The 26,489-nt window shown below is 40.7% G+C and carries 23 protein-coding genes; 3 read left to right on the top strand and 20 right to left on the bottom strand.

From position 1 onward, the window contains the following. Window positions 1-51 precede the first annotated feature (51 nt). Together HED61_RS05445 and HED61_RS05440 are read right to left on the bottom strand one after the other, a co-directional pair. On the bottom strand, window positions 52-750 hold the full coding sequence (locus HED61_RS05445) for a response regulator transcription factor (RefSeq protein WP_003128294.1): 699 nt from the start codon (window positions 748-750) through the stop codon (window positions 52-54). 6 nt (window positions 751-756) lie between these two features. Beyond that, window positions 757-2,217, bottom strand: coding sequence for a HAMP domain-containing sensor histidine kinase (locus HED61_RS05440; protein WP_003128293.1), 1,461 nt, complete (start codon window positions 2,215-2,217; stop codon window positions 757-759). A 481-nt stretch (window positions 2,218-2,698) separates the two neighbouring features. On the opposite strand from HED61_RS05440, the gene HED61_RS05435 reads away from it, so the two are divergent. Continuing rightward, window positions 2,699-3,172: a GNAT family N-acetyltransferase gene (locus HED61_RS05435; RefSeq protein WP_021150510.1), complete on the top strand. Its 474-nt coding sequence runs from the start codon at window positions 2,699-2,701 to the stop codon at window positions 3,170-3,172. Window positions 3,173-3,257: 85 nt separating this feature from the next. Here HED61_RS05435 and HED61_RS05430 read toward each other — a convergent pair whose 3' ends face one another. From HED61_RS05430 to HED61_RS05365, 14 genes are all read right to left on the bottom strand, one after another. Then, on the bottom strand, window positions 3,258-3,815 hold the full coding sequence (locus HED61_RS05430) for a hypothetical protein (protein ID WP_003128291.1): 558 nt from the start codon (window positions 3,813-3,815) through the stop codon (window positions 3,258-3,260). A gap of 357 nt (window positions 3,816-4,172) precedes the next feature. After that, window positions 4,173-5,039 carry an AraC family transcriptional regulator gene (locus tag HED61_RS05425; protein ID WP_005470224.1) on the bottom strand — a complete coding sequence of 289 codons (867 nt, stop codon included), beginning with the start codon at window positions 5,037-5,039 and terminating at the stop codon, window positions 4,173-4,175. 365 nt (window positions 5,040-5,404) lie between these two features. Next, window positions 5,405-7,312 (bottom strand): MucBP domain-containing protein, encoded by a 1,908-nt coding sequence (locus tag HED61_RS05420; protein ID WP_051661442.1) that lies wholly within the window; start codon window positions 7,310-7,312, stop codon window positions 5,405-5,407. A gap of 614 nt (window positions 7,313-7,926) precedes the next feature. Continuing rightward, window positions 7,927-8,475, bottom strand: coding sequence for a GNAT family N-acetyltransferase (locus HED61_RS05415; protein WP_003128287.1), 549 nt, complete (start codon window positions 8,473-8,475; stop codon window positions 7,927-7,929). A 45-nt stretch (window positions 8,476-8,520) separates the two neighbouring features. After that, a complete protein-coding gene (locus HED61_RS05410) occupies window positions 8,521-9,009 on the bottom strand; it encodes a hypothetical protein (protein ID WP_005470222.1) in 489 nt (162 codons plus the stop codon). 258 nt (window positions 9,010-9,267) lie between these two features. Further along, window positions 9,268-11,859 carry a bifunctional acetaldehyde-CoA/alcohol dehydrogenase gene (gene adhE, locus HED61_RS05405; RefSeq protein WP_005470221.1) on the bottom strand — a complete coding sequence of 864 codons (2,592 nt, stop codon included), beginning with the start codon at window positions 11,857-11,859 and terminating at the stop codon, window positions 9,268-9,270. 330 nt (window positions 11,860-12,189) lie between these two features. Beyond that, window positions 12,190-13,269: a M42 family metallopeptidase gene (locus HED61_RS05400; RefSeq protein ID WP_003128283.1), complete on the bottom strand. Its 1,080-nt coding sequence runs from the start codon at window positions 13,267-13,269 to the stop codon at window positions 12,190-12,192. Between the two features lie 12 nt (window positions 13,270-13,281). Beyond that, window positions 13,282-14,346: a M42 family metallopeptidase gene (locus HED61_RS05395; RefSeq protein WP_005470220.1), complete on the bottom strand. Its 1,065-nt coding sequence runs from the start codon at window positions 14,344-14,346 to the stop codon at window positions 13,282-13,284. Between the two features lie 15 nt (window positions 14,347-14,361). Next, window positions 14,362-14,883: a GrdB-related putative oxidoreductase gene (locus tag HED61_RS05390; RefSeq protein ID WP_003128281.1), complete on the bottom strand. Its 522-nt coding sequence runs from the start codon at window positions 14,881-14,883 to the stop codon at window positions 14,362-14,364. Window positions 14,884-14,896: 13 nt separating this feature from the next. Next, window positions 14,897-16,243 carry a PTS sugar transporter subunit IIC gene (locus tag HED61_RS05385; protein ID WP_005470219.1) on the bottom strand — a complete coding sequence of 449 codons (1,347 nt, stop codon included), beginning with the start codon at window positions 16,241-16,243 and terminating at the stop codon, window positions 14,897-14,899. 50 nt (window positions 16,244-16,293) lie between these two features. After that, the gene (locus HED61_RS05380; RefSeq protein ID WP_005470218.1) at window positions 16,294-17,241 is read right to left on the bottom strand and encodes a N(4)-(beta-N-acetylglucosaminyl)-L-asparaginase; all 948 of its coding nucleotides are present in this window, start codon (window positions 17,239-17,241) and stop codon (window positions 16,294-16,296) included. Between the two features lie 156 nt (window positions 17,242-17,397). Further along, window positions 17,398-18,699, bottom strand: coding sequence for a Sapep family Mn(2+)-dependent dipeptidase (locus tag HED61_RS05375; protein WP_005470217.1), 1,302 nt, complete (start codon window positions 18,697-18,699; stop codon window positions 17,398-17,400). A 12-nt stretch (window positions 18,700-18,711) separates the two neighbouring features. After that, window positions 18,712-19,440: a GntR family transcriptional regulator, LSA1692 subfamily gene (locus tag HED61_RS05370; RefSeq protein WP_003128274.1), complete on the bottom strand. Its 729-nt coding sequence runs from the start codon at window positions 19,438-19,440 to the stop codon at window positions 18,712-18,714. Between the two features lie 20 nt (window positions 19,441-19,460). Beyond that, window positions 19,461-20,303: a YitT family protein gene (locus tag HED61_RS05365; protein ID WP_219645194.1), complete on the bottom strand. Its 843-nt coding sequence runs from the start codon at window positions 20,301-20,303 to the stop codon at window positions 19,461-19,463. Window positions 20,304-20,534: 231 nt separating this feature from the next. Between HED61_RS05365 and HED61_RS05360 the strand changes: the two genes are divergently transcribed. Continuing rightward, the gene (locus HED61_RS05360) at window positions 20,535-20,966 is read left to right on the top strand and encodes an Hsp20/alpha crystallin family protein (protein WP_219645195.1); all 432 of its coding nucleotides are present in this window, start codon (window positions 20,535-20,537) and stop codon (window positions 20,964-20,966) included. A gap of 368 nt (window positions 20,967-21,334) precedes the next feature. On the opposite strand, the gene yajC is transcribed toward HED61_RS05360, so the two are convergent. Together yajC and tgt are read right to left on the bottom strand one after the other, a co-directional pair. Continuing rightward, window positions 21,335-21,673 carry a preprotein translocase subunit YajC gene (yajC, locus tag HED61_RS05355; RefSeq protein ID WP_005470213.1) on the bottom strand — a complete coding sequence of 113 codons (339 nt, stop codon included), beginning with the start codon at window positions 21,671-21,673 and terminating at the stop codon, window positions 21,335-21,337. An 82-nt stretch (window positions 21,674-21,755) separates the two neighbouring features. Continuing rightward, window positions 21,756-22,901 (bottom strand): tRNA guanosine(34) transglycosylase Tgt, encoded by a 1,146-nt coding sequence (tgt, locus tag HED61_RS05350; RefSeq protein ID WP_005470211.1) that lies wholly within the window; start codon window positions 22,899-22,901, stop codon window positions 21,756-21,758. 194 nt (window positions 22,902-23,095) lie between these two features. Between tgt and HED61_RS05345 the strand changes: the two genes are divergently transcribed. Further along, a complete protein-coding gene (locus tag HED61_RS05345) occupies window positions 23,096-23,803 on the top strand; it encodes a DUF975 family protein (RefSeq protein WP_003128265.1) in 708 nt (235 codons plus the stop codon). A gap of 82 nt (window positions 23,804-23,885) precedes the next feature. Here the strand turns inward: HED61_RS05345 and HED61_RS05340 are convergent, their stop codons facing one another. Together HED61_RS05340 and HED61_RS05335 are read right to left on the bottom strand one after the other, a co-directional pair. Continuing rightward, window positions 23,886-25,061, bottom strand: coding sequence for an NAD(P)-dependent malic enzyme (locus HED61_RS05340; RefSeq protein ID WP_029486340.1), 1,176 nt, complete (start codon window positions 25,059-25,061; stop codon window positions 23,886-23,888). A 38-nt stretch (window positions 25,062-25,099) separates the two neighbouring features. Continuing rightward, window positions 25,100-26,368, bottom strand: a complete 1,269-nt coding sequence (locus tag HED61_RS05335; protein WP_225585976.1) for a 2-hydroxycarboxylate transporter family protein — start codon at window positions 26,366-26,368, stop codon at window positions 25,100-25,102. Window positions 26,369-26,489: the final 121 nt, after the last annotated feature.

Here is a 26,489-nt window from a genome sequence, read left to right as displayed (position 1 = left end):
AGATTCTTGCTGCTATATTTTTTGGCAGCAACTAACCACTTTGCTGCAATGTTACGCCTTAAAGCGATACCCTGCTCCCCAGACGGTTTGAATATATTGTGGATTGGTGGGATCTTCCTCGACTTTTTCTCTTAAACGATTGATATGGACGGCGACGGTTCGGATGTTGCCTAGTGCTTCCATCCCCCAGATTTTTTCATAGAGTTGTTCTTTGCTGAAGACGATCTCTGGATTTTCCATCAAAAAGAGCAATAACTCATACTCTCGATGCTTGCAGTCAACTTCGATTCCATCCACGTAAACCCGATGCGTTTGTGAATTGATTCGGATACCGCCTAATTCGATTTCACTAGATACAGTTTCTGTCTGTTGTCCGCGCTTGATCCGATTGTATTGTGCAATGTTCGCTTTGACCCGAGCGACAAGTTCGGTTGGCGAAAAAGGTTTCGAAATATAATCATCCGCACCTATACCTAAACCTCGCAGCTTTTCTAATTCTTCTGACTTGGCCGTGACCATAATGATTGGAATATCGACTTTATCGCGAATGTTTCGACAAATCTCATGTCCATCCATTCCTGGCAGCATCACATCTAATAAGATCAATTGGTATTTCTCCGTCAATGCTTCATGATAGCCCACACAACCGTCGTTAACGATATGGACTTCATACCCTTCCATTTCTAAAAAATCTTTTTCGATCATTGAAATATCTTCATCGTCTTCAATAATTAATACTCGTACACTCAACTTCGATCACTTCCTTTTTGATTTAACTGGGAGGGTGATAACGATCGCTAATCCCCCTGCTGGATGGTTATACGCTTGAATCGTTCCATTGAATCCTTCAATGATTTTCTTCGAAATCGCTAAGCCTAAGCCATTGCCTTTGCTCGGGTTGGTTCTTGAGCGGTCATCGCGATAGAAAAGTTCAAACAAGTCTTCCAAATTCTCTTCCGAAACACCGCTGCCGTTATCAATGATCGACAAGATAAACTGTTCCTCAACTACTTCATAAGAGACGACCACTTGTTTATCGTTGCGATCCACATACTTGCGGGCATTTTCAAATAGATTTGTTAAGACTGTACGAAACTGAACTGGATCCACTTCTAGCGAAACGTTTTGATCCGTCGGTTCCAATAGAATCGTCAATCCGTTCAATTCGTATTCCTGCTGGATAAAGCCGATGTATTCATCGATCAGTTTTTTACTAGTAGTTGTCACTAGATTGAAAGGAAATTCACCGGTATCCAACTTAGAAAACAAGAAAAGCTGTGCAATCACTTGGTCCAAATCATCGATCTTCTTTTTTACAATCGTAAAATATTTGGTCCGCATGGCAGGTGTATTAGCGATCCCCTTCTCTAGTCCTTCGACATAGGCTTTGATCGAAGTCAGTGGGGTTCGCAGATCATGGGAAATACCCGCGATCAATTCTCGACGATTGGTTTCCAGTTTGTTTTGATTATCCATCATTTCTTTCAGCTGACGTGCCATACCGTTGAAGTCTTTTGAGACCGGTAAAAATTCATCTTGCTTCGTATACTGGATCTGATATTGCAGATCTCCTTCTCTGATTTTATAGAAACCTACAGTCAATAATTCCAAAGGATCGGTAATACTTCTTGTGAGATATCGCGTCAGAACACGGCTAGTAATAAAAATAATCGACAAAATCAAAATCACGACTAACACGATGATCCGAGACAACATCGCTTTGTAATCGCGATCCCATAATGGATCTTGATAATATAAATCATTGTAATAATTTGAATTGATCAAGATAATCTTGTAGTTGCTGGTATCAAATGTCGTAAGAAAGGTTTGATCTTTTAAGTAACTATGTTCTCCCTCTTCTTTAAGAGCAGTTTCTTTCATTTTTTGATCTGTTACTTCCCCTACAGACGAAATTAGCTTATCGCCGCGATAAACCAGCAATGCAATATTTTTGCTATGATTGGTCTTTTTGAAATGTTGCATGTCGGCGACTACTTCTGCATCTGTCGTCTTCTCCGTATCCCATTTGATCACCAGACTTTCAACCGTCGCATACTGGGCACGAAATTCGGTATTCTTGATCATGGCTCCTTCATCTAGCCCCCAGAAATAACGCCAGACCATTAAAAAAGCAATCACTGAAGCTAATAAGCTCAATAAAACTGGGACAATAATCATCAATATATGCGATATAAATAAACGCTGCTTGATAGTCATTCTTTTCCTCTTCTCTTTGATAGCGATGATTCAACATAGTTATGCAGCCATCATTTAAAGTGTTCTCTTTGAAAAAATTGGGATCGCCTGTTTTCACGACGTAGTCCGCCTCTTATTGAAAGGAGGTGCTGTCTATTTTTTTCGATTTTAGCCCATACTTATAGGTACTTCAACCGATGCCTTCTGTCAGTTGTGAAAGAGTGAATTCTTTCTTCCTTGCACACGCAATGATCCGATTTCTTACCTTTTTAAATAAAGAAAATAAAATTTGATTATCAGAATAATAAAAACTGAGCCAATACTATAGTAACAAGAAATAGTAAACAAAAAGTAAACTATTGCTAAAAAGTAAATTAAATACGAAAAGTACAGCCCGGCTTCTCCCCCTAACGCAAGACTAGCTGCTAATTGCGGCAACTGTATTTGTTCTTTGAGACAGCTTTCGTTATACTAAAAAAAAATGGAAGAAAGGACATACACTATGACAGTCAGAATTGAAGAAGTGTCCCAGTTTACTTGGCGTACAATTGCTGCCTTAAAAGTATCAGAATCCCAACATACTTTTATTGAAGACAACACCACCTCCTTGCTGGAAGCTGCATATGATACTTCTTTGCATTGGGTCCCGCTTGCTTTGTACAAAGAAGAAACCATTGTCGGCTTTGCAATGGTCGGTGCCTATAACGAACAAGAACAAAGTATTTGGTTGGATCGCTTGATGATCGATCAGCATTGGCAAAAATTAGGCTTAGGCAAGAAATTTATGCCGTTGCTCCTAGACTATCTTTTCTGCCATTGGACAGTGGAAAAAATCTATTTAAGTGCCCACAAAGAGAACAAAACGATCTTTTCGTTTTATACCGCTTTTGGCTTTAGGCATACCCACCACATAGATCCAGAAAATGGTGAACTGATTATGGTATACAAGAAAACGACTGCGACAGAACCTTTCTAAAGGTTCTTCGCAGTCTTTTTGCTTGTTTCAATGAAAATGCGATAGTCGGGTTTCACCTGACACTTGGACTAATTTGAATCTGTCTCTATTCTATTCGATCAGTCACTAAAGGAATATCGATTCTATTACTTTTGATTTCGTCAGGGATCCTATCTGAATCATTGCAATTTAGTAAAGGAGTTAAGCGATCGTCTATCCTTTTTTCAATTGCTGCAAAAGCTGGATGATTCCACAGCAGCAAAAATGGTTTCAAAGAATTGATAGCAAATTTTAGCGGGTTCGGATTTATCTTGCTTTTCAAATCTAAAAATAAGAAATGGTACCCATTAGTCGCAGCTCCTAATCTTCTTATCTCTAAATAAAGATATTCCAAGTCTGCTCTTCTTATGTGAAATAGTTCCTGTTCCTGCTTTTTCATAAACAAACAATGGTTTTCCCCCAACTTGATTATGTCAATCGTATCTTCTCCAATGATACATTTGCAATTAGGCGTTCCAGCTGAACATTTGACAAACCCTTGAGGATATTCCTTGGCGTCAATTTCAATCAGTGCTGCTACCCGCTTTCCATCGAGTAACATTTTTTGGATGTCATTTGAAAATGTACTATAAAACCATGATTGATTACTCGTTTGCTTGTCCATTTACCCAGCTCCTCCCTGGCATACTTGTTCAAAAACGTTTGTCTATAAAAGGCGCCATTCTATCATTAAGAGTAGTCTACTATTAAGAATAGTCTACTTCTTACTTCTCAAACATACAATAACATTTTTTATTTTGAATATATTTTTTTAGCTTACTTATTTTGAGCAATGGGCTTCGCCCAAAGTTTCTTGCACCATCACTCGTCTTATTCTCACAAATTCCACATCATGGATTCTTCTCAAACTCCTATTCAATGAATATACAAAAGAAGCACAGAAGTAACTTTCTGTGCTTCTTTTGGCTTGTTTTGATTCCTCACTTTGCACGTTCTTTCGTGACGTTTGATTCGTCAATCATCAGCTTTTACTGACTGGAATCCATAGCTCGCTTTTGCAGTCGGGTTTAGACAAATCGGGACTTTCATGCCACAAAAGTTCGGGTCCTCCAGTTAATTGATAATCAGACATTGCCAGCCATTCGCTGTAAATACGCGCCCAAGTTTCTTGAACTGCTTCTGGAAATGGTCCTACTACTGTAAAGACTGCCCAATCAGATTCTTCCACTTGTAACACATCATAAGGTTCTGATGCTTTTTGGGTAGTTGCTACACCGACATACTGATCAAGCGCTGTTCCTTCCACTTCTCGTTCGACAAAATTTGCCGACACACTGATAATTCCTCGCGGCTGGATATTTGCCAGATTTTTGAGTTCCATAATGCGCTCTGGCGTCAGCTTTTCATACAGTGATGTCATTTGCGGATTCTCTCCCTGATACTGCAGCGTGATCCTTTTTTTGAAACCGACGATTTGAAAAGGTTCATTGTGCACGATCCGATAGTCCATTTTGTTACCTCCTTTGATTGTCAGCTGGAAAGTCATTGGTGGAAATGCTTTTAGAATAACATCCAGCTGTTTTGCTTGTGAGGGAGAAATGCCATGCATCCCACGAAAGGCTTTGCTAAAAGCATCCGACGAATCATAGCCAAGTAACGTTGCAGTGTCGATTACTTTCGCTCCTTGTTTCAACAAGTCTCCTGCCAAAACCAATTTCCTGCATCGCAAATATTCGCTTAAAGACATACCCGCCAAATAGGAAAATACCCGCCGAAAATGATATTCCGAACAACCAGCTAATTTAGCCATGTGTGTAAAATCAATTTCTTCTAACAAGTTTTCTTCTAGATAGGCCATTGCCTGATTCATATTCTCTAAAGGATTCATTCGTCTTCTCTCCCATCTCCTACACAATAACAAAGTTCAAAGAACGTCACCCGGTATTATCGTTGCATGTTTTATCGGTTTTAGTCAAAAGTATTTTTTGATGCCCCAAGTATAGCATAGAACAAGAAATTCCTTTAAATGCATGAACGTTCTCTATGTTTTAAAAAGTGTATTTGTAAATAGATCTATTTTTTTGAGCTGTCGATGTACTGATTCCTAAAGACTACCGCACACAAAAATACCAAAACAAGAAGATAGGCTCCTTGTTTTGGTATTTAGTCGTTTACTCATCGATCGTTCTTAATGAACAATCCTTGTCTCCACTTAAGAATCGACATCTCGTAATCAAAAAGAACTGCTACCTTTTATTTTCGTCTTTTTATTAAATAGAATCCAATAAAGCTGACTAATCCAATTCCTATAAGGTTTAAATAACTTTTTGATACGTCATTGGTTTGTGGTAATTTTGCTTTTGATTCTGAATCTTTTTGATAATTTGTATTTTCTTTCTTAGATGTTGATGTCTTGTTTTTTTGCTCTGAAGTGGATGTTTTTGCTGGAGAAGCATCTTTTGTATATACATATGTGATGGTTTGCGGCTCTTTCCCTAGCTTTCCGATCCGATTTTCTGGTAATTGGCTCTCATCTAGATGATAACCATTGATCGACAACTGATATTCTTTCGTAGTAGCATCATAGTGATCACCGATATTTCCTTGAATGGTTTTCGCTGCATGAATTTCTTTGCCGTCTTTGTCAACATAGACAACTGTCACAGCTGCCGCTCTTTCTGAATCTTTGCCTTTATCCGAATTCTTCGTATACACATATGTCACGGTTTGCGCTTGATCACTCATTACTCCAGTGCCATTCTTTGGCAACTGTTTCGTGTCTAATGTATAACCATTGATCGTTAGTTTGTATACATCCGTCGTAGCGTCGTAGTCATCTCCAACATTTCCTGTAATGACTTGTGGTGCGTGGATCTCATTTCCATCTGTGTCCACATATTCTACTGTGACATCTGCGGCTGCTTCTTGATGATTGATCGCAAATTGATGCAAATAGGTACCTGAAGAAATCGCGTAGAAGCTAAACCCATCTGGTTGTGCATATGTCCCGGCTGGATTATTCAGACGTGAATTGTATTTCATCGTATGAATACCTTCAAATTCTTCTGGGGTTATATCAGACACAGTGACGTCTTGATCTGTAATAGATAGCTGAGAAGAAGGGAGTTGAACCCCGTTTAAGTCAAAATACGTTTGGCTTTGACTATTGGATGTTGAAAAAGGTGGAACATAGCCATCAAAATTTGTTAGTCGATTGGGCATGATCGAAAACGGGACAAAAAATGACTGCGTTGCAGCATCATAATTCAGCTCCTTAGCAGATATCGTAGTCACTCCATCACTTCTTCCTGTATTCTGCCCATAAGCCGCCAGATTTTCTAAGACAGGAAAATTGTTGATAACGGTGAAATCGCTGACCGCACAAAATTGAATCCGTAATTCCTTTAAATTCGGCAATGTAGCCAATGGCGCAATCGTAGTAATATTCATATTCGACTCAAAAGTAAGTGATTCTAAATTCTTCATTTCAAGTATCTTCGGATAGACAGCATCTGTGACATTAGCAGAAGAAAGGTTCAATCGAGTAAAATTGTCCCCAAAATCAGGAACATTGTCATCTGTAACATTCGCTCCCATTAAATAAGCATAGACTAAACTATCTATCTTAGTTAATACCGAAAAATCAGAAATCTGATTGGTTCCATTCATGTAAAAGGAAGACAGGCTTGTGGCATACTCCAAACCGGACAAATCAGCAAGAGCTGAATCAGTCGAATAAATATAGATTGTCTGCATTTTACTGATTTTTTCTTTAGTGATTTCTGATACTTCGATTCCTAATGCCTTCGCCACTATTGACTGTAATGTAGGATCTGGTAACCAACTAGAAACATCCTCAGTATTGGCTTGATTATCAGGCAACGAATTTGCGAACTGTTGAGCATTTGATGGCAACAAACTTCTAGCTGATTTTTCCTTTGATTTGGCAGAACTTGTATCTGGAATCGATGATTCTTCTGTACCTACTGTTGATGCTGTTGATGTTGTTGATGCTTCACTCTCAGAACTTGATTCCTTTGAATCAGAAGTAACACTTTCAGAGGTAGAAGATTCAGTAACAGTCTCAACTGAATCGTTGCTAGTTTCTTGGGTGGTGTCAGACTGTACAGAGTCGTTTCCCTCCGCTGCTAGTACTGTCACTACGGGGGTAGCCAGTGGTGAATTTAATAAGACAAATAAAGATACATAGCTAAATATTTTTCGTTTATTTTTGATCTCCTTTTTTGCTAATCATTACCTTTTCTTTTTTTAACCATATTCTCATTTTAATAATAATAATCCTAAAATGGAAAATAGTAAAGTTATAACTTAACTAGTGAAATATAGCACGAACGTTACGCACTTTTCACACCCCAATCACGCCATTTCATTTGCTAAAAATTAATAACTACTGTATCTGTAGACCAAAGTATTTCTAGGAATAATGGTAGCAAAAAAAATAGCTGTACCTGCTTTGACTTTGCTTCAAACAAAAATCAGTGTATCTACGCTTACTCTCCCATGACTTTCAAAAAAGGATTGCATCTAAAATTGTAAATTGATCAGCTGAAATAAAGCTGCTTCTTAGCTTCCTCGTCTTTCGATATTGTGGAGCAAGACAATCAATAACAGTTGGCGACAAAAAAAGACCAGCAAGGAATATCCCCAGCTGGATCCACAAATAGATATTTTTTACGTTTTAGCAGTTAGATCTGTTATCGATGCCAACAGACGGAACAAAAAATCCCGTTTATTGGTACAGTGCAGTTTTTTTCTTACCTGCCCATTCTTTGGTTCCATTCTTCTCGCAGCACACCGTATTTTACTGAGTCATAATAGTGGCCTTCCCAATAACGAACTCTACGGATTTGTGCTTCTTTCGTCATGCCCAGTTTTTCCCCAACCTTCATCATCCGGTGATTGCCTGACCAAGTCGTATATCCGATCCGTTGGATGAGTGGTTCTTGTTCAAATAAGAATGTGATCCACAAACGCATCGCATGACTACCGACCCCATGATTCCATATAGTGGCATCATAGATTGCTACACCAAATTCAAGCCATTGATGCAGATTGCCATCTTCCCAATATGCAGTGGCGATTCCTACAAGCCTTCCTTGATAATAAATAGCCTTCCGTAATGGATTATTTAAACAATTTTTGCCAAATCCATTTTTGAATTCTTCCCAGGTTAGGATAGGGTCCTGAAAATAAGGTCCATCCCACTTTTTCCACTCTAAGTCAGCTTTAGGACCATAACTGATCGACCAAAGAGCAGAAAGGTTTTCTTCGGTGATTGATTTCAATTGTATATGATTTTTCATCTTTCTCCTTTTCAAACATCAAACTGCTGAAAAATAAAACTGAAGCTACTTGTTTTTACCAAACAAACGTTGAAAAAAGCCATTTTTTTCGGACGCTGTTTCTTTGACTACCACTGTACCATCGGTGTCCTTCCACTTTCTCTGAAACGTAAGATTATCTTGTAAAAGTAATCCATTTAACTCGAGGATACCTTTTAACCCAGCAATCGTTCGGCGCAACTCACCGTCTTGTTGACCATAGAAATCCTTCTTCCCAGCATCTTCAAGTTCTTCTAGTTGCCGGATTAACTCTCGAAGTGTTTGAGCCTGATCTCCCAGAATAGCCGACATCTCTTCCACTTGACGTTCTTCTATCGTTGGTGCCGTTTCGTAAATAGTCACTAAAGATAAACTATCGACATAATCCTTTAAGTCAAAAAGAAACGTTTGGCTTGCTTCATCTTCAACCATTGATGTTTTCATTAAATAGTTTTGTAACGCTTCCATTTGTTTTTGCTGAACGAGTAAATCTAACACTAAGGCCTCTGTGTCCATCGGTACCACCTCCTACTCTATTGTTGCGTTTTTCTTTTGCTTCGTCAAGAAAAGCTTCGAGAATAATGTTGAAAAACAGACGGGCTGAATAGTAATTGTTTTCTCTACTGTATATTACATATCACATACCACTTCTTTTATAGTCAAATTTACTAGTTTCTGCACCACCCTACAGTTAACTCAATTCATTGTATCTCTCAACTACAAAAAATATCCCCTCGGCAGCTAAGATACCGAGGGGATTGGTGCATTCATTGCTTAGCCGTTATAAGCATCCACAATGATTTGTTTCAATTCAGAAATCAATGGTTCTTTAGGGTTCGCAGTTGTACATTGGTCTTCGTAAGCCAATTCAGCCATACGATCTACAGTTGCATCCAATACTTCTTGAGTCACGCCTTGTGCTTTCAAGTTCATATCGATACCAACGGATTTACCTAATTCGTAAACCGCAGTTGCTAATGCTTCAACTAGTTCCGCAGTTGTTTCTCCTTTAAGACCTAAGAATTTCGCAATGTCTGCGTAATCTGTGTCAGCACGGAAGAAATCATATTTAGGGAACATCGCATGTTTTTGAGGATCTTTGGCATTGTAACGGATAATATGCGGTAAAAGAATCGCATTGGTACGTCCGTGAGGAATACCATATTCTCCCCCAATTTTGTGAGCAACTGAGTGACAAATACCTAGGAATGCATTGGCGAAGGCCATACCTGCCATTGTTGATGCGTTATGCATTTTTTCGCGAGATTCCATATCCGGTGTTTTCACTGATTTTTCTAAGTAGTCAAAGACTAACTTGATTGCTTGTAAGCTCAACCCACGAGTGTAATCAGATGCCATTACCGACACATAAGATTCAATCGCATGGGTCAATACATCCATACCTGTATCTGCTGTTACAGAAGCAGGAACTGACATGACGAATTGAGGGTCAACGATCGCTACATCTGGTGTTAATGCGTAGTCTGCTAATGGGTATTTCACATGCGTATCGCTATCTGTGATAACCGCAAATGGGGTTACTTCAGAACCTGTACCGGAAGTTGTTGGGATACATACAAATTGAGTTTTTTCTGGTTTGTCGATCTTGTATGTCCGTTTACGGATATCCAAGAATTTTTGTTTTGCGCCAAAGAAAGATGTATCTGGGTGTTCATAGAACATCCACATGCCTTTCGCAGCATCCATTGCTGATCCACCACCAAGAGCGATTACTGTATCTGGTTTGAAATCAACCATCATCTTCGTTCCAGCATAAACGGTATTTGTTGATGGGTTTGGTTCTACATCTGAGAAGACTTCGATCTTCACATCGTTTTTGCGGCGAGCAAGAACTTCGCGAACGGTATCGCAGTAGCCGAATTGAACCATTCCTGGGTCACAAACGATCATGACACGTTCAACATTTTCCATTTTCTCTAAGTATAATAGAGAGTTCTTTTCAAAGAAGATTTTTGGCGGTAATTTAAACCATTGCATATTATTTCTCCGTTTCGCTACAGTTTTAACGTTGATCAAGTTCACAGCAGAAACATTACGAGAAACAGAGTTCTTTCCGTATGAACCACAACCAAGTGTCAATGAAGGGATCATTTCATTGTAGATATTACCGATACCACCTTCAGCAGATGGAGTATTCACCAAGATACGGCAAGCTTTCATGCGTAAGCCAAATGCCAATTGCAAATCTTCATTTTCTGTGTGGATAACCGCTGTATGTCCTAATCCACCTAAATCAAGCATAGCTTCACATTTTTGGAAAGCATCTTCTGTGTTGTTTGCTTTGATCATTGCTAGAACTGGAGAAAGTTTTTCGCGAGATAATGGGTAATCTGCACCCACGCCATCTAGTTCTGCAATCAATAGTTTCGTACCTTCAGGCACCTTGATGCCTGCTAATTTTGCGATCTCCATTGCTGAATGTCCAACAATTGCTGGATTTACAGCATATTTGCCTTCATTCATCACTGCATCTTCAAGTTTTTGCAATTCTTTTGGTTTTACCACGTATACTTGATGAGCTTCAAACTCTGCTTTAACAGCTGCATAGACTTCTTTATCAACGATCACTGCTTGTTCAGAAGCACAGATCATTCCGTTATCAAATGTTTTAGAAACGATCAAATCGTTGACCGCGCGTTTGATTTTTGCTGTTTTTTCGATGTAAGAAGGGACGTTACCTGGACCTACACCTAGGGCTGGTTTTCCTGTTGAGTATGCAGCTTTGACCATGCCTGCACCACCAGTTGCCAATACGATGGCGATTCCTGGGTGATTCATCAATAAGCCTGTTGCTTCGATTGATGGATGTTCGATCCATTGCACACAGTTTTCTGGTGCACCGGCTGCGATTGCTGCATCACGAACGATCCGCGCTGCTTCTGCTGAACATTTTTGAGCAGATGGATGGAAAGCAAACACGATTGGGTTCCGAGTCTTCAATGCGATCATTGCTTTAAAGATCGTTGTTGACGTTGGGTTCGTTGTTGGAGTTACCCCACAGACAACCCCGACTGGTTCAGCAATTTCGATCAACCCTTTTTGTTTGTCTTCATTGATCACGCCAACTGTTTTGTCATGTTTGATGCTATTCCAAATATATTCTGAAGCATACATATTTTTGATTGCTTTATCTTCATAGATTCCGCGACCCGTTTCTTCAACTGCCATTTTTGCAAGCGGCATATGTTTGTCTAAGGCTGCCATAGCCATTTCGTGTACGATATGGTCTACTTTCTCTTGATCAAAGTTTTCCATTTCTTTTAAGGCCACGTTTGCTTTTTTTGCAAGATCATCGATCATTGCTTGTACATCGATCGTCACTTCTTTTTCCAATGTCTTAGCCATTGTAATCCTCCTAGTTCGTTAACAATTTATTTGTTAATTACTTCACATACACATCATACAATAACTCTTTTCGTTTGTAAACAATTTCTGTGATTTTTTTCACAGTTTTTTAAAAATAAGTTAAATCAAGCGTTTTCAACATATCGAGTTATTTTAATCTGATGTTTAAGTGACTCGAGTATCCATGTGCTTTATTGAACAATCGTTGCTTTTATCAAGCTTTTTCCAAGAAAAAGAACCGATATATTTGATTGATTCTCAAATATATCGGTTCTTAGTATGATGGATACTGATTTTGGTTTTGCATTTACATAGATGAACAATAACACTCTATTGTCCAATTTTGAAGGAGCGTGTTTCTTCAGAGGTGATTTTTTTCAAAAATTCACTCAATAGAATGATTGTTTGCAAATAATCTTCTTTGTGGATGATTAATCTTGAGGAATGCATATACCTTGTCGGAATCGATACTGTCATTGCAACAACTCCTGTCATTGCTTTATGGATGTTGCAAGCATCTGTCCCTCCAACAGTCATGAAGTCATGCCGATAAGGTAGTTTTTGTCTTACTGCAATCTCTTCCATTTTTGCAAGCAGTTCACTATTACCGATCGTTAGCGAATCCAAAACAGAGAGTACAGGACCTTTTCCCAGTTGCAATCCCCCTTGATCAAAGGGAGTGTCTACAGCGGTAGTGACATCTAACGCAATCGCCAAATCGGGCTTAATGCTGTGGGCAGCTGTACGGGCACCTCGTATACCGACTTCTTCTTGAGTCGTTGCCGCAAAGTAGACATCAACAGCTAGCTCTTCTTTGGCTAAAGCGTTCATGACCTCAATACAGACACCCACACAAACTCGATCATCCCACGCTTTCCCTAGCAAGTAATTCGGATCATTCATTTCACGAAAGACCGTCTTAGGTGTAACCATGTCGCCTACCATTATTCCTAACTGGCGAATATATTCAGCTGACGGAACCCCCATATCTAAATAAAATTCATTAGCTGGGATCACTTTATTCTTTTCTTCTGGCGGCATCCCGTGGGGCGCGCGACTTCCAATGACCCCTGTGTATTTCTTGCCTTCCATCGTTGTGACACGCATTTCCTGTGCGGGCATGACGTGTCCCCACCAGCCGCCTACCGGTAAGAGTTTCAAATAACCTTCCTTGGTGATTTTTCGAACTACGAAACCGACTTCGTCCATGTGGGCTGACAACATCACTTTGGGCGCATTCGCTTTAGAACTCTTTTTTACTAAGATCAATGAACCAAGGTTGTCATAAAAACAGAAATCAACTGCTCCTTCTGCATATTTCTTCACGATTCTGGATATTTCTTTTTCCCGGCCGCCGATACCATCGGCTTCACTTAATTCTTTTAGGATTTCTAAGTCTACAGCTCTCATAGGGATCGTCTCCTAGCGGTTTTCTTCTTTGAATGAAACAATCGCTGCTTCGTCTAAGTCTTTCAGAAAAAGATAGATGGCTTGACCGACTGTTTCATAATCTTCTTGCGAAACAACTTGAGCTGCTGTGTTCATATTTCTTACAGGCATGTTCATAAATAAGACTGGACATCCCGTCCGTAATTTGTTGAACCAAGCACCGTCTGAGTCTTCTAATGAGAAATAATATTGATATGGCAATGCTGCCTCTTCACAGATTTTTCTCAATTCTTCCATCGGCAACCGATTTGGCAAAACGGAAGGATCATAATATGTCAATAGAACTCCTTTTGAGAGTTCTCCTTGTACATCGCCAGCATCTTCCTGATAATCCCAGGCTCGATTTGTATCTAGGATGATCGTTAGGTCTGGTGCAACCAGATTCGCTGCTGTTTGAGCACCTCTGGCACCGACTTGCTCCTGAACCGTACATCCAACATATAGATCAAAAGGGAAGCTGAGTTGATTTTCATAAATTTGACGTAACAAATCAATCGTTTGATTGACAGAAATCCGTCCATTCCAATTTGGAGCGATCCATTCTTTTCCATTTTTGCTGACAGTAAATTTGGGCGCAAATGTCACCATATCTCCCAAAGAAACTTCTTCTGACAATGCTTCCTCTTTTGAAGAAAAACCAAAATCTAGTAAAACGTCCTCTTTTCCCTGAACCTGGTTTGCTTTGTTTCGTCCTAAAATGACGCCTGGGAAGGCTTTCCCTTGTCGATTGTACAGGTGGACTTCCTGTCCCAATAAGCTATTCGGCTCGATTTTCCCCATTATCAGTCCGCGAATCAAGCCGGTTTCTTCGATTTTTTTGACAATAAACCCAAGTTCATCCATATGGGCAGTCACTAAAACAGTGGTTGGATTCTCCTTTTCAGATTTGATGACCCCATAGATCGAACCTAGGTTGTCATAGATGATTTCATCGCAGTAAGGTGCATAATACTCTTTCAATAATTTAGAGATTGTTTTTTCTCTTCCGGAAATTCCGGGAGTTTTGACCACTTTTTCGAGCTGATCCATTTGTCCCATCTGCTTTACCACTCCTTAGTAACAATGTTCCTTCACGTAATCCGTTGTATCTTTTTTCTCTGCTTTCAACTGACAAAGAGTCAACATTTCGTTCATTGCTTCTGTTAATCCAGTACCACCCTTTTTTGGCATTTTTACAATATCTACTTGATCTTTAAATCTTGTGATTGCCTCTTGGCATTCAATGGACATCGCCGCAACAGCAGGGATCTGAACCTTCTCTTCGACAACTTTCGCAACTTCAGCAGCCATTTCCCCGTATGTTTCATAATTAAAACATGGACCGCAAAGCAACACATCTGCGCCTAATTTCTGTACCATTGCGGCAATCTTTAAAGAAGATTCCTTCGCATGCTTTCGGTAATAGTCATCACCACAATAAATCGTGGCAAGAACCTCCATATTCTTTTCCTTTAATAACTTTTCGAACATTTTGACAGAACCAATCGCTGTCTTTTGCCCTCCTAATGGCTGATCCCCATGTTCTTTCCCACCAAGTCCGGCTTGAATTTGATCCAGCAAAAAGATTATTTTCATTGTGATCCCCCTTCTATAACAAGTGATCGATGGAAATATCATCAAACGACAATTCCAGTTCTTCACTTTTGGCTTGTTCTGCTTCCCGTTCATCCTTCAGGTATTGCTTGTCTAATGCCATAATGAATGGATAGTAGATCAAACAACCAATGGCTAATAGAATCAATTGCCAGACAGAGGCAACCAGACTTCCTGTACTCAAATACCCTGAGAAGCCGATCGGGGTCGTCCATGGCAATGAAACGCCGGTTGTATAAGGAATGATTCCTAGGTTGGTTACCAATGTTGATAAAAGCAGATTAACCATTGGAACAGCGATAAAAGGAATAATAATGATTGGATTCAATACGACTGGCAAACCAAAGATGATTGGCTCATTGATCCCGAAAATTCCAGGAACGAGCGAAAGTTTCCCTAGTTCTTTGATCCGTTTTGATTTACAGAAGAGGACCATGATGATTACAAGGGAAAGTGTAGAACCACCGCCGCCAAAGTTGGTAAAGAAGTTCGAAAATGGATCCGTGAAGATGTTTGGCAAATCTTTACCAGCTTGAAAGGCATCTAGGTTTTCCATGGTTAGAATTCTTAAGATCGGCGCAAATACAGAATTGGCTACCGCCGGACCATTAATCCCAAAGAACCAAAAAATCGTACAGGCTAAACTATAGAAAATCTGTGCGGTTAATGTATTACCGGCTCCTTTTAATGGCATTTGCAAGACATTAAAGATAAAATCATGGACGGTACCAAAAGGGGTCATACCAAATAATATATTGATGACAAAAAATAAGAGCATGACTAGTGCACTTGGAATCAGCGCAGCAAAGGATTTCGTTACAGCAGGTGGAACCCCATCAGGCATCTTGATGGTCCAGCCTCGTTTTGTTGTATAAGCATAAATTTCTACAGAAATAAGTGCGACGAGCAAACCGACAAAAATCCCATTTGTTCCTAAGTGATCAAAAGAAAGCCCGCTAATTGGATCTGCCACTCCTTCAACGATCAGCTTATTTGGTGTTAAAATCAAAAACGCAATCACGGCTACCGCTGCCGCTTGGATGGGATCGGTTTTCTTTTCCCGTCCATAAGCATACGCCGTTCCTAGACATGAAAAGAAGCCAACTGTATTAAAGACAGAACCAGAAACCCGAGTGACCCACGACTCCCAACCTGTACCAAACATTCCTGCCCAAAACTCTGACCACCCTGGTATTGGAAAATTTGCGAACAGTAAGAAAATCGATCCTACAATCACTAATGGTGTCGTGATCAAAAAGCCATCACGCACTGCGATCAAAATTTTGTTCTGCCCTAACTTTACCGCAAGCGGCATCAACACATTTTCTAATTTATCGAACATTCCACTCTTCCTTTCGAGATCTTGCTCTTTGCAATCCTCTTTTTTTGAAATCATACCGGTGCTTTGATGCGTGCTTCATATGCATCAAGCCACTCTTGCGTGATCGGTGTGATCACCGTGGTTTGATCTGGACCAGGATTGGCCATATAAATAGCCGCTTCTTGGTCAGCTGTCGCAACGCTAAATGTGAATTCTACATTTGTTGCCACCCCCCATACCCCATTTTTATCCAATGCTATCAACGAAAAGGCACCTGCTTTGCCATAACGTTTGCGTAATCGTTCTTCAAACCCATAAACAGCCCGGTCACAAGCGGCTTGTGGTGAAAGACCTTCTCCCATCAAGCGGACGATTTCATAAGAAAGACAGCCTTTCATCAAATCTTCACCCAAACCTGTAGCGGCAGCTCCGCCAATCGTACTGTCTACATAAAATCCTGAGCCGGATAATGGCGAATCTCCCACTCGACCCTGTTTTTTCATGAACAAACCAGAGCTAGAGGTTCCGACTGCCATTTGCTGTTGCGTATCGAGAGCAACAACGCCAACCGTGTCATGGCCATCGTAAGGATCGAGGTTGGAAGCAGCGATTTCTGCTAATCGTTTTTCCCAGATTTTTTTTGCCCGATCGGTCAACATATTCTTACGTTCAAATCCAGCCAACATCGCGTATTCGGTGGCTCCTTGCCCTACTCGAAAGCTATTGAATTTCTCATCACTCAATTGGCGTGCAACTGAGATGGGATTGGCAACATCGGTAATCCCTGCAACGGCACCAATCTTAAATGTTTCACCATCCATAAAAGCGGCATCCATTTCGACGATTCCGCGTTCATTTGGCAATCCGCCATAACCAACTGATTTATAAAATGGATAATCTTCCACTGCTTTGATGGCAGTTTCTACTGCATCTTTGCATGACGCTTGTCCTTCTAAAAGTTCTTTGGCTGCCAGTACACCATCGTGTGCCATTCGCCAAGTTGCAATCATTCCCCACATATCTTTCCCTCCATCATTTGTAGCGCTTACAAGTATATTCTATATGGTATATACTAGTATGTCTATACTAAAAAACGAGTTTCTTTCAACTCTCATTGATTTATAAGAAACTCGTTTCGGATTTTTTTTATTGTTGAGGATTCATCCAGGGCATTCTTATTCTGTTAATGCTTTGATGCTGCGCATGTAGATCTCTAAATTCATCCGTAAGTCAGCACTGTCCATGTACTCATTCTTATTGTGTGCAATCCCTTTTTGACCAGGAAAAGACGGACCAAATGCCAAGATATTCGGCATTTTGCGTGCATAGGTTGCCCCTGTTGTGGTTACTGGTTTAGGGTCATTGCCTGTGACTGTGTGATAAATCGTCGACAGTTTAGCTATTTCGGTTGATTCTTTGTCTCGGCAAAACCCGGGAATACTGCGAATGACTTCTAATTCGACACCGATAGGCAGTTGCCTTTTCAAACGGGACAATACGTCTGTTTCTGTAACAGTCACTGGGTAGCGAAAGGCAACTTCCATCACTAATCCTGTGAGAGACTTTTGTATCACGACAGGCGTCAAAATCAATTTACCAGAATCTTCATCAGCCAGCGCCAAGTCAATCCCTTCTCCAAAATGCTGCTGATGAAAGCTTTGACAGATCCAACGAAAATAAGATTGTATGGTTGGAGGAATAGTTTGTTTCTCAGCCAGTTGGGCTGCCAGGATCGAAATTGCATTTTCTCCCAATTCAGGAGCATTGCTTGGAGAACGTTTCCCTGTGACTTCAAACTTCTGATCGGCAATGCTTACACTCAAGTCGTCAGGAACATGGTCTCGGAATTGATCCCCCTGAAACGAAGTGAGTTGCTGTAGTTCATCGTCTGGCAGCGGAAAATGGAGCGCTACATTGACGACCCCTCGTTCGCCATAGACTACCGGATACTTACAATCTGGCGTAAATCCGAACACAGGTGGTTGTTCTGCGGCCAAATAATGAGGAACATCCGACATACCACTTTCTTCATCCGTACCGAAAATGATCCGCAGATTTTTTTTCGGTTGGTGTCCTAATTCTTTCAATAATTTCATCCCATAAAGGCAACTAATGATTGGTCCTTTGTTGTCTAGAATTCCCCGACCATAAAGGCGGCCGTCTTTTTCGCTTAAATCAAACGGCGGAAAATCCCAGTCTGAACCCGCAGGCACCACATCGAGATGTCCCAGGATACCGATGTAGTCTGACCCTTCTGGTCCCCACTGTGCATAGCCGATCGCATCATCGATCACCTTTGTTCCAAATCCAAAAGCGGCACTTTTTTCCATTACCAAAGACAAAACTCGCCGAGTTTCCGTACCATAGGGCGCCTGTGGCATAGGTTCAGATTTGACACTAGGAACTTGCATGACTTGTTTGAGTAAGTTTAGAAAATCCAGCCAGTTTTCCTCAATGGCTGTGCTGATTTGGTCCATTTTTGCCACCCCTTATTTTTGACGTACCAATGTATTTTTAAAGGTATATTTATCTGCACGATAAAAAGATGTATCGAACAAGATCGGTTTCGCAGAAGGGGAATAAGTCATCGAATGGACGAGAAGCATTGGTTCCTCTTCGGATACATGCAATAGCTTGGCAATGTCTGGCGGACTTTTGACCGCTTCCACTTCTTGATGGGAATAACCAATCTCAATGTTGGCTTCGATCACTTCATATAAAGAAGACTCTAACTGATCTTTGGTGATTTCGCCGGACTCTTTTTCTAAATAACGCTTCAATACATAGAGGTTCTCCACCGTCATCGGTTCATCATCAAAATAACGCAAACGAGTCAGATACACCATTGGTTCTTTCCCATAGTTGCCGAACATCTGTCGGATCTTAGTCGGTAATTCTTTCACTGTCTCTACTTGTAATACTTCGGTTCGGGTCTTTTTCCCTTGGGCTTTGGCCGTTTCGGTGAAGCTTTGCAATCCGCCAGATCCACTCTGGATCTTTGGCTGCTTCATCACATACGTTCCTTTGCCTTTTTCTTTGACTAGGATATTTTGGGTGATCAGAAGATCGATGGCTTTGCGGACAGTTAGCCGACTGCATTGAAATTCTTCCGCTAAATCATAATCAGAAGGCAGCTTCTGACTCGTTACATAAGTGCCATCATTGACACGTTGGGCGATTTTATCTGCTACTTCCTGAAAAACGGCTTGTTTTTTCACTTGATTCCCTACTTTCTACTCTACCATTCATAAAATGGACGATTCGCACTCACACCAGAAGCCACACTAACAAAGGCCTGGTTGTCGACGGATTGAATCATTCCTTCAACTGTCTTTAATTCTTTTTGGGAGATGACTAAAAGCAACAATTTCTTCTGTTGATGATCAAAGCCCCCCTCAACATCATTGATCACTGTGATCCCTCGCTGAAGTGCACATTGTAATGTTGCAATGACACCTTCTGCTTTTTCGGTTACTACTAGTAATTGCACACGCCTTTGCTTGAGATTCACGTAGTCTACCATTCGACCACTGATAAAGAAAGAGATTGCACTATAAAAAGCGTACGGCCAGCCAAAAATCATTCCAGCAACGAGTTGGAGACTGACATTGAAAAAGATAAAGAAACTGCCAATACTTTTGCCGGTCATTCTCTTCACTAAGATCCCTAAAATATCTAATCCTCCTGTGGAAAAATCATCGTTTAAAGTCAGACCAACGGAAAACCCATGGAGCACACCGCCAAAAACAGCGCAGATGACTGGATCTGTAGTCAATGTGACAACTGGGACCACCTTCATCATAACAGATGAGAGGAAGACAGTACAAACCGTCATAAGCGCGAAATCACGATCGATTTTGCACCATGCAATCGCTAACAATGGCGCGTTAAAAAATAAGACCAACACAGGGATTGACCACTCGTTACCAAAGTATACTTCCAAGAGCTGCGACAATAATTGTGAAAGTCCAGTAATTCCACTGGCAAATATATTTCCTGGCAGCCAGAACATATTCAATGCGATGGATGATAACAGTGCATAAATGAGTGCAACAGCTAATTGTTTTATTCTTTTTGGCATAAGCATCTCCTTTCGCTTCGATTATAGTATATATCATTAAGTATATACTGTCATCAAAAAACTTATTTTCTTTAAAGAAACCGCCTTTGCTGATCCATAGTCTTTCTCAGGATCGAGGGGTAAAATTTATCCTGACATGCGGGCTAGAAAAAGAGAGTAAAATACTTGAAAACTGACTAATTTTGACTAAAATAATAATTGGAAAGAAAAATAAAGAAAGGATTGATTATTATGTCACATGAGATTGAACCTCGTCGCTCAGATTCCTATAGTATGACACCTTTTAATTTCTTCGAAGATTTTGGTCGCAGTTTTTTTGATGGTTTTAAAGCGAACATGATCAAAACAGATATTCACGAAAATGATTCGGAATATCTCGTTGAAGCAGAGCTGCCTGGTATTCCTAAAGAAAATATTCAAGTCACTTATGAGAATGGTATTTTGACGATTGCTGGTCAACATCAATCGGATACTACGACTGAAGATAAAAAAGGAAAACTAGTACGCAGCGAGCGTAGTTTAACAAGTGTTCGTCGCCAATATTTGCTAGAAAATGTCAAAGAAGACGACATCAAAGCTTCTTATTCTGAAGGTATTCTTAAATTGACTTTGCCAAAAGATGATCACGGCAAAGAACCTAAGAAAACCATTCCGATCGAGTAGCAGCATCACTTTTACCAAACAAACAGCCCCCTTAACAGAAATGCTTGTTAAGGGGGCTATTAATGTAGAAAAAGACCTGTTCTCCATGCTTTGCTTGCTGATTTTTTTGCTCTTGCTAAAGAACAAGCGAAAATCTGGACAAACGCCACTCTATAAAAAAAGAGGCTGGGACAGAGGTGCTAAACTCCTAGAAATAAGAAGGAATACGCGGAAATTGCTTCTCAAATTTTGGGGTATTTCGACTTGTTTCCGAAGGAGTTGCTTCTGCTCCCACCATCTAGACGTGTTTAGAGCGTGGGACAAAAGTTTTTTTTACTTTTGTCCCACGCTCTAGTCCTAGCTGTCTTTGTCAGACGGATCGAAAAAAATTATTCTTTTGTATCGTCTGCTTTTGTTTCATCAACAACATCAGCTGGTTCGATTTCAGTTGCAACAGATGCACCAGTACCAGGTGTCACGGTACGAATCGCTGCCCGATCGAACTCTAAGAAAATACCTTCACAGTCGATGACAACTGTACTCTTGTCTGTATTTACTTCAGAAAGAACGCCATGAAGTCCGCCAATTGTTACTACGCGATCTCCAGCCTTCATATTTTCCAATAAGTTTTTTCGTTCTTGCTGTTGTTTCTTTTGTGAACGGCTCATGAAGAACCACATTGCCACCAAAGCAACAAGCATAAAGAGCATTGGTAAAGATTGTGCCATTTTTTTCACCTCGATTTTTTTACTTTTCTATAGATACTTTATCAGAATCTGACGTGTATTCCTACCGTTTTACCAGAATAAATTAGAAATTTTTGGCATTTTCTTTATTGAAGCCATATTCTTCGAAGAAATGTTGCCGGAATTCCAGCAAGTTGTCATCCATGATCGCTTGACGGACTTGTTTCATCAAATTCAACAAGAAATAAACATTGTGATAAGAAGTTAATCGGATCCCGAATGTTTCATCACATTTGATCAAATGACGAATATACGCCCGTGAGTAATTCTTACAAGTATAACAATCACAGTTTTCATCAATTGGTCGGAAATCTCGGGCAAACTGGGCATTCTTCACGACTAAACGACCTTTAGACGTCATACATGTTCCGTTACGGGCGATTCGAGTCGGTAATACGCAGTCAAACATATCGACCCCGCGAATAACGCCGTCGATCAGAGAATCTGCGGCTCCTACCCCCATCAGATAGCGAGGTTTGTGGTCAGGGATCCATGGTGTGGTAAATTCCAAGACGCGATTCATTTCAGCTTTTGGCTCGCCTACTGACAAACCGCCAATCGAATAACCAGGAAAGTCCATGCTGATCAAATCTTGCGCACTTTGTTTCCGTAAATCTTCAAAACCGGCCCCTTGAATGATCCCGAACAGGCCTTGAGAATCTGGATTGGCATGAGCTTTCAATCCGCGTTCTGCCCAGCGAGAAGTCCGCTCTACTGATTTTTTGACATACTCATAGCTTTCATCGAATGGCGGACATTCATCAAAACTCATCATGATATCCGAACCTAGTTTGTTTTGGATATCGATAGCTTTTTCTGGTGAAAGGAACATTTTTGAACCGTTTAGATGGTTCTTGAAATGGACACCTTCTTCAACAATATTTCGCATATCTGCTAGTGAGAAAACTTGGAAGCCACCAGAATCGGTTAGAATCGGCTGATCCCAATTCATAAACTTATGCAGCCCACCTGCTTCGGCCACTAGATCTTCTCCTGGTCGCAGCCATAAGTGATATGTATTACTTAAAATGACACCAGCGCCCATGGCTTTCAGTTCTTCCGGTGCAAGGGTCTTAACAGTAGCTAAAGTTCCTACAGGCATAAACATTGGCGTTGGAAAAGTGCCATGTGGTGTGATCAATTCACCTAAACGGGCACCTGTATGTTTCTCTTTCTTGATCAGACGATAACGAATGGCAGGTTGCGACATTCATTTCCCTACTTTCTTTATAGACTCGATTAACTGTGCAACGCTATTAATGATAAGGGTTGCGTTAGGAATTTGCAAGAAGGTTTCAGCTTCTCTTCCTCTTTTTCAAAAAAACTTTCCTTTCTTTGCTTTATTTTTTGTACAATCCATGCTCATTTGCTATCATGTTAAACAGATAGAAAGGAGGTTTTTTTATGAAAACTAGAGGACAACTAAAAAGTGAAGCCAAATCCGTTCTGAATGGACGCTGGAAAGATAGCGTATTGATGTGCTTGGTCCCTACGTTGATCTCTATTGCTTTTGCTGTTGTGATCGTAGTGATTGTTGTGTTGCCTTTGATGGCATTAAGTCAAAATGGTGCCTTTGATAGTCAATCCATCAATGAAGCGTCGAACTCAACTGGCGGTAGTGGCGGTGGCTTGATCAGCGGATTATTCTCAGCATTGTTTGGTGCCGGGATTTCTTGGACATTCCTTGATTTGTTACGCGGCAATAAACAAGAGATTCGTCCATTTTCTGATGTCTTTCGTGGATTTAGCGGTGTATTCGCACTTGGTATCATTGTCATCTATATTTTATCAACGATTTTCGTTAGTTTATGGGCATTATTATTTGTGATTCCAGGAATCATCAAATCCTATTCCTACTCACAAGCATACTTCATCTACTATGATACCTATGAGCAAACAGGTACACGGCCAGATTTTCTTGCTTGCATCACGGCTAGCCGCCGATTGATGAAAGGGTATAAAGGAAAACTGTTCTTACTTGATTTGAGTTTTATTGGCTGGCACATTCTAGCCATTATCACAGCTGGTATCGGGTATCTTTGGTTGACACCTTATATCAGTGCTACCAAAGCAGCCTTTTATGAAAACTTGCCAAAACAGACATTAGCTTAAAAAAAGGACCTTACTTTGACATATCAAAGTAAGGTCCTTTTTGATTGAATGAAAAATTGTTCTCAACGTAATGTTTCTTCCGTTAATTGACACGTTTTGCTTCCACAGCATCTTTGACTGAATTCGCAACGATTTTGGCTACTCCTTCTTGGAAAGCATCCGGAATAATGTTTGTTGGTGACAGCTCCTCGTCTGGAATCAAGCTAGCAATTCCTTTTGCTGCGGCAATCTGCATCTCAACCGTGATTTTGCGGGCTTGAGCATCTAAAGCTCCACGGAAAATACCAGGAAAAGCCAACACATTGTTGATTTGATTAGGAAAATCACTGCGTCCAGTACCAATGATATAGGCACCTCCTGCTAAGGCTTCGTCTGGGAAGATTTCCGGTACTGGATTAGCCATAGCAAAAATCACAGGCTTATCTCCCATCTCAGCGATCCATTCCTTCTTCAGTGCTCCTGGAGCAGAAACACCAATGAAGATATCAGCACCTTTCAACGCTGTCTGCAAATCACCAGAAAGATGGTCACGGTTTGTCACTTTAGCAATCTCTGCGTGATGAGGTGGTAACTGATCATTTTCTTCATTCAAGATCCCCACCTTGTCTACGACAATGACATTTTTTGCACCAGCTGCCAAAAACTTACGAGTAATAGAAAGTCCAGCAGAACCACCGCCATTGACAACGATTTTGGCTTCTGCTAGTGATTTGCCAATCAATTTCAGGCTGTTGAAAGCAGCCGCTAAGACAACTATTGCCGTCCCATGCTGGTCATCGTGGAAAATCGGGATCGCACACTCTTCGATCAGCCGCTGTTCGATTTCGAAGCAACGCGGCGCACTGATATCTTCTAAGTTGATTCCACCAAAGGTCGGTGCAATTGCTTTGACGATCGCAATAATCTCTTCTGTCTCTTGAGTATCTAAAACGATAGGAATAGCATCTACATCTGCAAATCGCTTGAACAAAGCGGCTTTCCCTTCCATGACCGGCATTGCTGCTTCTGCTCCAATATTACCAAGACCTAACACAGCAGAACCATCGCTTACAACAGCGACTGTGTTTTTCTTTGTTGTCAATGAATAGGCCAGCTGTTTATCTTCTGCAATCGCAGAAGATACGGCAGCGACACCCGGAGTGTAGGCAATGCTTAAGTCTCTTCGATTTTCAATCGCCGCTTTTGATACTACTTCCAATTTACCGCCATGTTCTTTGGCTTGTCGCAAAGCGATTTCTTTTACATCTTCTGACATGATTCGTTCCTCCAATAGTTGATCGTTTTTTCTATTTTTTATTAAAAAATCATTCGCAAGATTGCGGTCATGGCAATCACTGTGATGGCGCCGCCTAAACGGGTAGCTACTTGGGCAAAAGGCATCAAGTTCATACGGTCAGCGGTACTTAAGATCGCTACGTCTCCTGTGCCTCCCATACCGCTTTGACAAGCAGAAATAATTGCGGCTTCGATGGGATACATGTTCATGAAACGTGATACGACGAACCCGGTGGCAATTACCGTGAACACTACACTGATGACGACTAAGAAATAAGAGACACTCAGTGTTCCCACAACGTCTTTCAATGGAATATACAACAATCCTAAACCAGCCATCAATGGGAAAGTAAAGTTGCCGGAAATAAATTTATACAATTGTTTGGAGCCATGTTGTGTTTCTGCCGGCACCACATTCAAGTATTTCAAAAAAGCGGCTAAGACAATCATCAATACAGGACCAGGAAACCCAGTCAAATGCTGCAGTAAACTACCAGCAATGAACAGTGTACAAGCGGTCAGCACACCAGCGCCCATTTTCTTGATATCAAAAGCGCCGGAATCATCTTTTAACGCATCTGCCATGTCATCATCATTTTTCATTTTGACCAATTGTCCACCCCCAGAAAGATCTGGTCGTTTTTCTCCCCAGCGAGAGAGCAATGCGGTACACATGATCGCGAAGAAATTACCAATGATCGTTGCTGGAATCAGTTGTGCGACCAGCTGTTCACTCCCCATACCAGTAATGGCACTGTAGCCTAGTGATAAAGGCAAGATTCCTTCACCGATCCCGCCAGCTAACACTGGAGTAACGATGAAAAACAACGTATGTTGCCATTCTAAACCTAATAATACACCAACTAGCGTACCAACACCCATGGCGCAGATCATCCCAATCATCATGGGAATAATCATCCGCATCAAACCTTGGACTAAGATTTTGCGATTCATCCCTAAAATACTGCCGCAAACTAAACAAGCAATATAAAAATATAAGAAGTTGGCTTGCTTCATCAAAATATCGGCAGACTCAAGAATATTCGGATTGACTAAGTTGAAGAAAACCAAAATAGATGGAACCAATAAAGATAAAATTGCCGGACCACCGAAATTCTTGATAAAAGGAATAGTGGCACCAATCGTTCCTAATAACCACCCTAAAGTCAAAATGACCGCAAAACCACCTAGCATATTTACGGGTAATTGTTGTAACAGACCCGTGACTACGATGACTGTTGATAAAACAATGTATACTGGCAGCGGAACTGATCCAATTTTGATTTTCATCCACCGATCAATTAGCTTCTCTTCTTTTGCTTTAGATTCAACCTGTTCTCTCGCCACATGGGGTTCGATATGCTTTTCCATTTTGCTTTCCTCCTAAATTGATCTACTAGTTCTACGAGTA

The sequence above is a fragment of the Enterococcus gallinarum genome (assembly GCF_021496385.1).
Classification (GTDB): domain Bacteria; phylum Bacillota; class Bacilli; order Lactobacillales; family Enterococcaceae; genus Enterococcus_D; species Enterococcus_D gallinarum.
This window is presented reverse-complemented; position numbering and strand designations above follow the sequence as displayed.

Coding starts and splice junctions, on each gene's coding strand:
- HED61_RS05440 (WP_003128293.1), bottom strand. CDS start 2,217: ATGACTATCAAGCAGCGTTTATTTATATCGCATATATTGATGATTATT.
- HED61_RS05435 (WP_021150510.1), top strand. CDS start 2,699: ATGACAGTCAGAATTGAAGAAGTGTCCCAGTTTACTTGGCGTACAATT.
- HED61_RS05430 (WP_003128291.1), bottom strand. CDS start 3,815: ATGGACAAGCAAACGAGTAATCAATCATGGTTTTATAGTACATTTTCA.
- HED61_RS05425 (WP_005470224.1), bottom strand. CDS start 5,039: ATGAATCCTTTAGAGAATATGAATCAGGCAATGGCCTATCTAGAAGAA.
- HED61_RS05415 (WP_003128287.1), bottom strand. CDS start 8,475: ATGAAAAATCATATACAATTGAAATCAATCACCGAAGAAAACCTTTCT.
- HED61_RS05410 (WP_005470222.1), bottom strand. CDS start 9,009: ATGGACACAGAGGCCTTAGTGTTAGATTTACTCGTTCAGCAAAAACAA.
- adhE (WP_005470221.1), bottom strand. CDS start 11,859: ATGGCTAAGACATTGGAAAAAGAAGTGACGATCGATGTACAAGCAATG.
- HED61_RS05400 (WP_003128283.1), bottom strand. CDS start 13,269: ATGAGAGCTGTAGACTTAGAAATCCTAAAAGAATTAAGTGAAGCCGAT.
- HED61_RS05395 (WP_005470220.1), bottom strand. CDS start 14,346: ATGGGACAAATGGATCAGCTCGAAAAAGTGGTCAAAACTCCCGGAATT.
- HED61_RS05390 (WP_003128281.1), bottom strand. CDS start 14,883: ATGAAAATAATCTTTTTGCTGGATCAAATTCAAGCCGGACTTGGTGGG.
- HED61_RS05385 (WP_005470219.1), bottom strand. CDS start 16,243: ATGTTCGATAAATTAGAAAATGTGTTGATGCCGCTTGCGGTAAAGTTA.
- HED61_RS05380 (WP_005470218.1), bottom strand. CDS start 17,241: ATGTGGGGAATGATTGCAACTTGGCGAATGGCACACGATGGTGTACTG.
- HED61_RS05375 (WP_005470217.1), bottom strand. CDS start 18,699: ATGGACCAAATCAGCACAGCCATTGAGGAAAACTGGCTGGATTTTCTA.
- HED61_RS05365 (WP_219645194.1), bottom strand. CDS start 20,303: ATGCCAAAAAGAATAAAACAATTAGCTGTTGCACTCATTTATGCACTG.
- HED61_RS05360 (WP_219645195.1), top strand. CDS start 20,535: ATGTCACATGAGATTGAACCTCGTCGCTCAGATTCCTATAGTATGACA.
- yajC (WP_005470213.1), bottom strand. CDS start 21,673: ATGGCACAATCTTTACCAATGCTCTTTATGCTTGTTGCTTTGGTGGCA.
- tgt (WP_005470211.1), bottom strand. CDS start 22,901: ATGTCGCAACCTGCCATTCGTTATCGTCTGATCAAGAAAGAGAAACAT.
- HED61_RS05345 (WP_003128265.1), top strand. CDS start 23,096: ATGAAAACTAGAGGACAACTAAAAAGTGAAGCCAAATCCGTTCTGAAT.
- HED61_RS05335 (WP_225585976.1), bottom strand. CDS start 26,368: ATGAAAATCAAAATTGGATCAGTTCCGCTGCCAGTATACATTGTTTTA.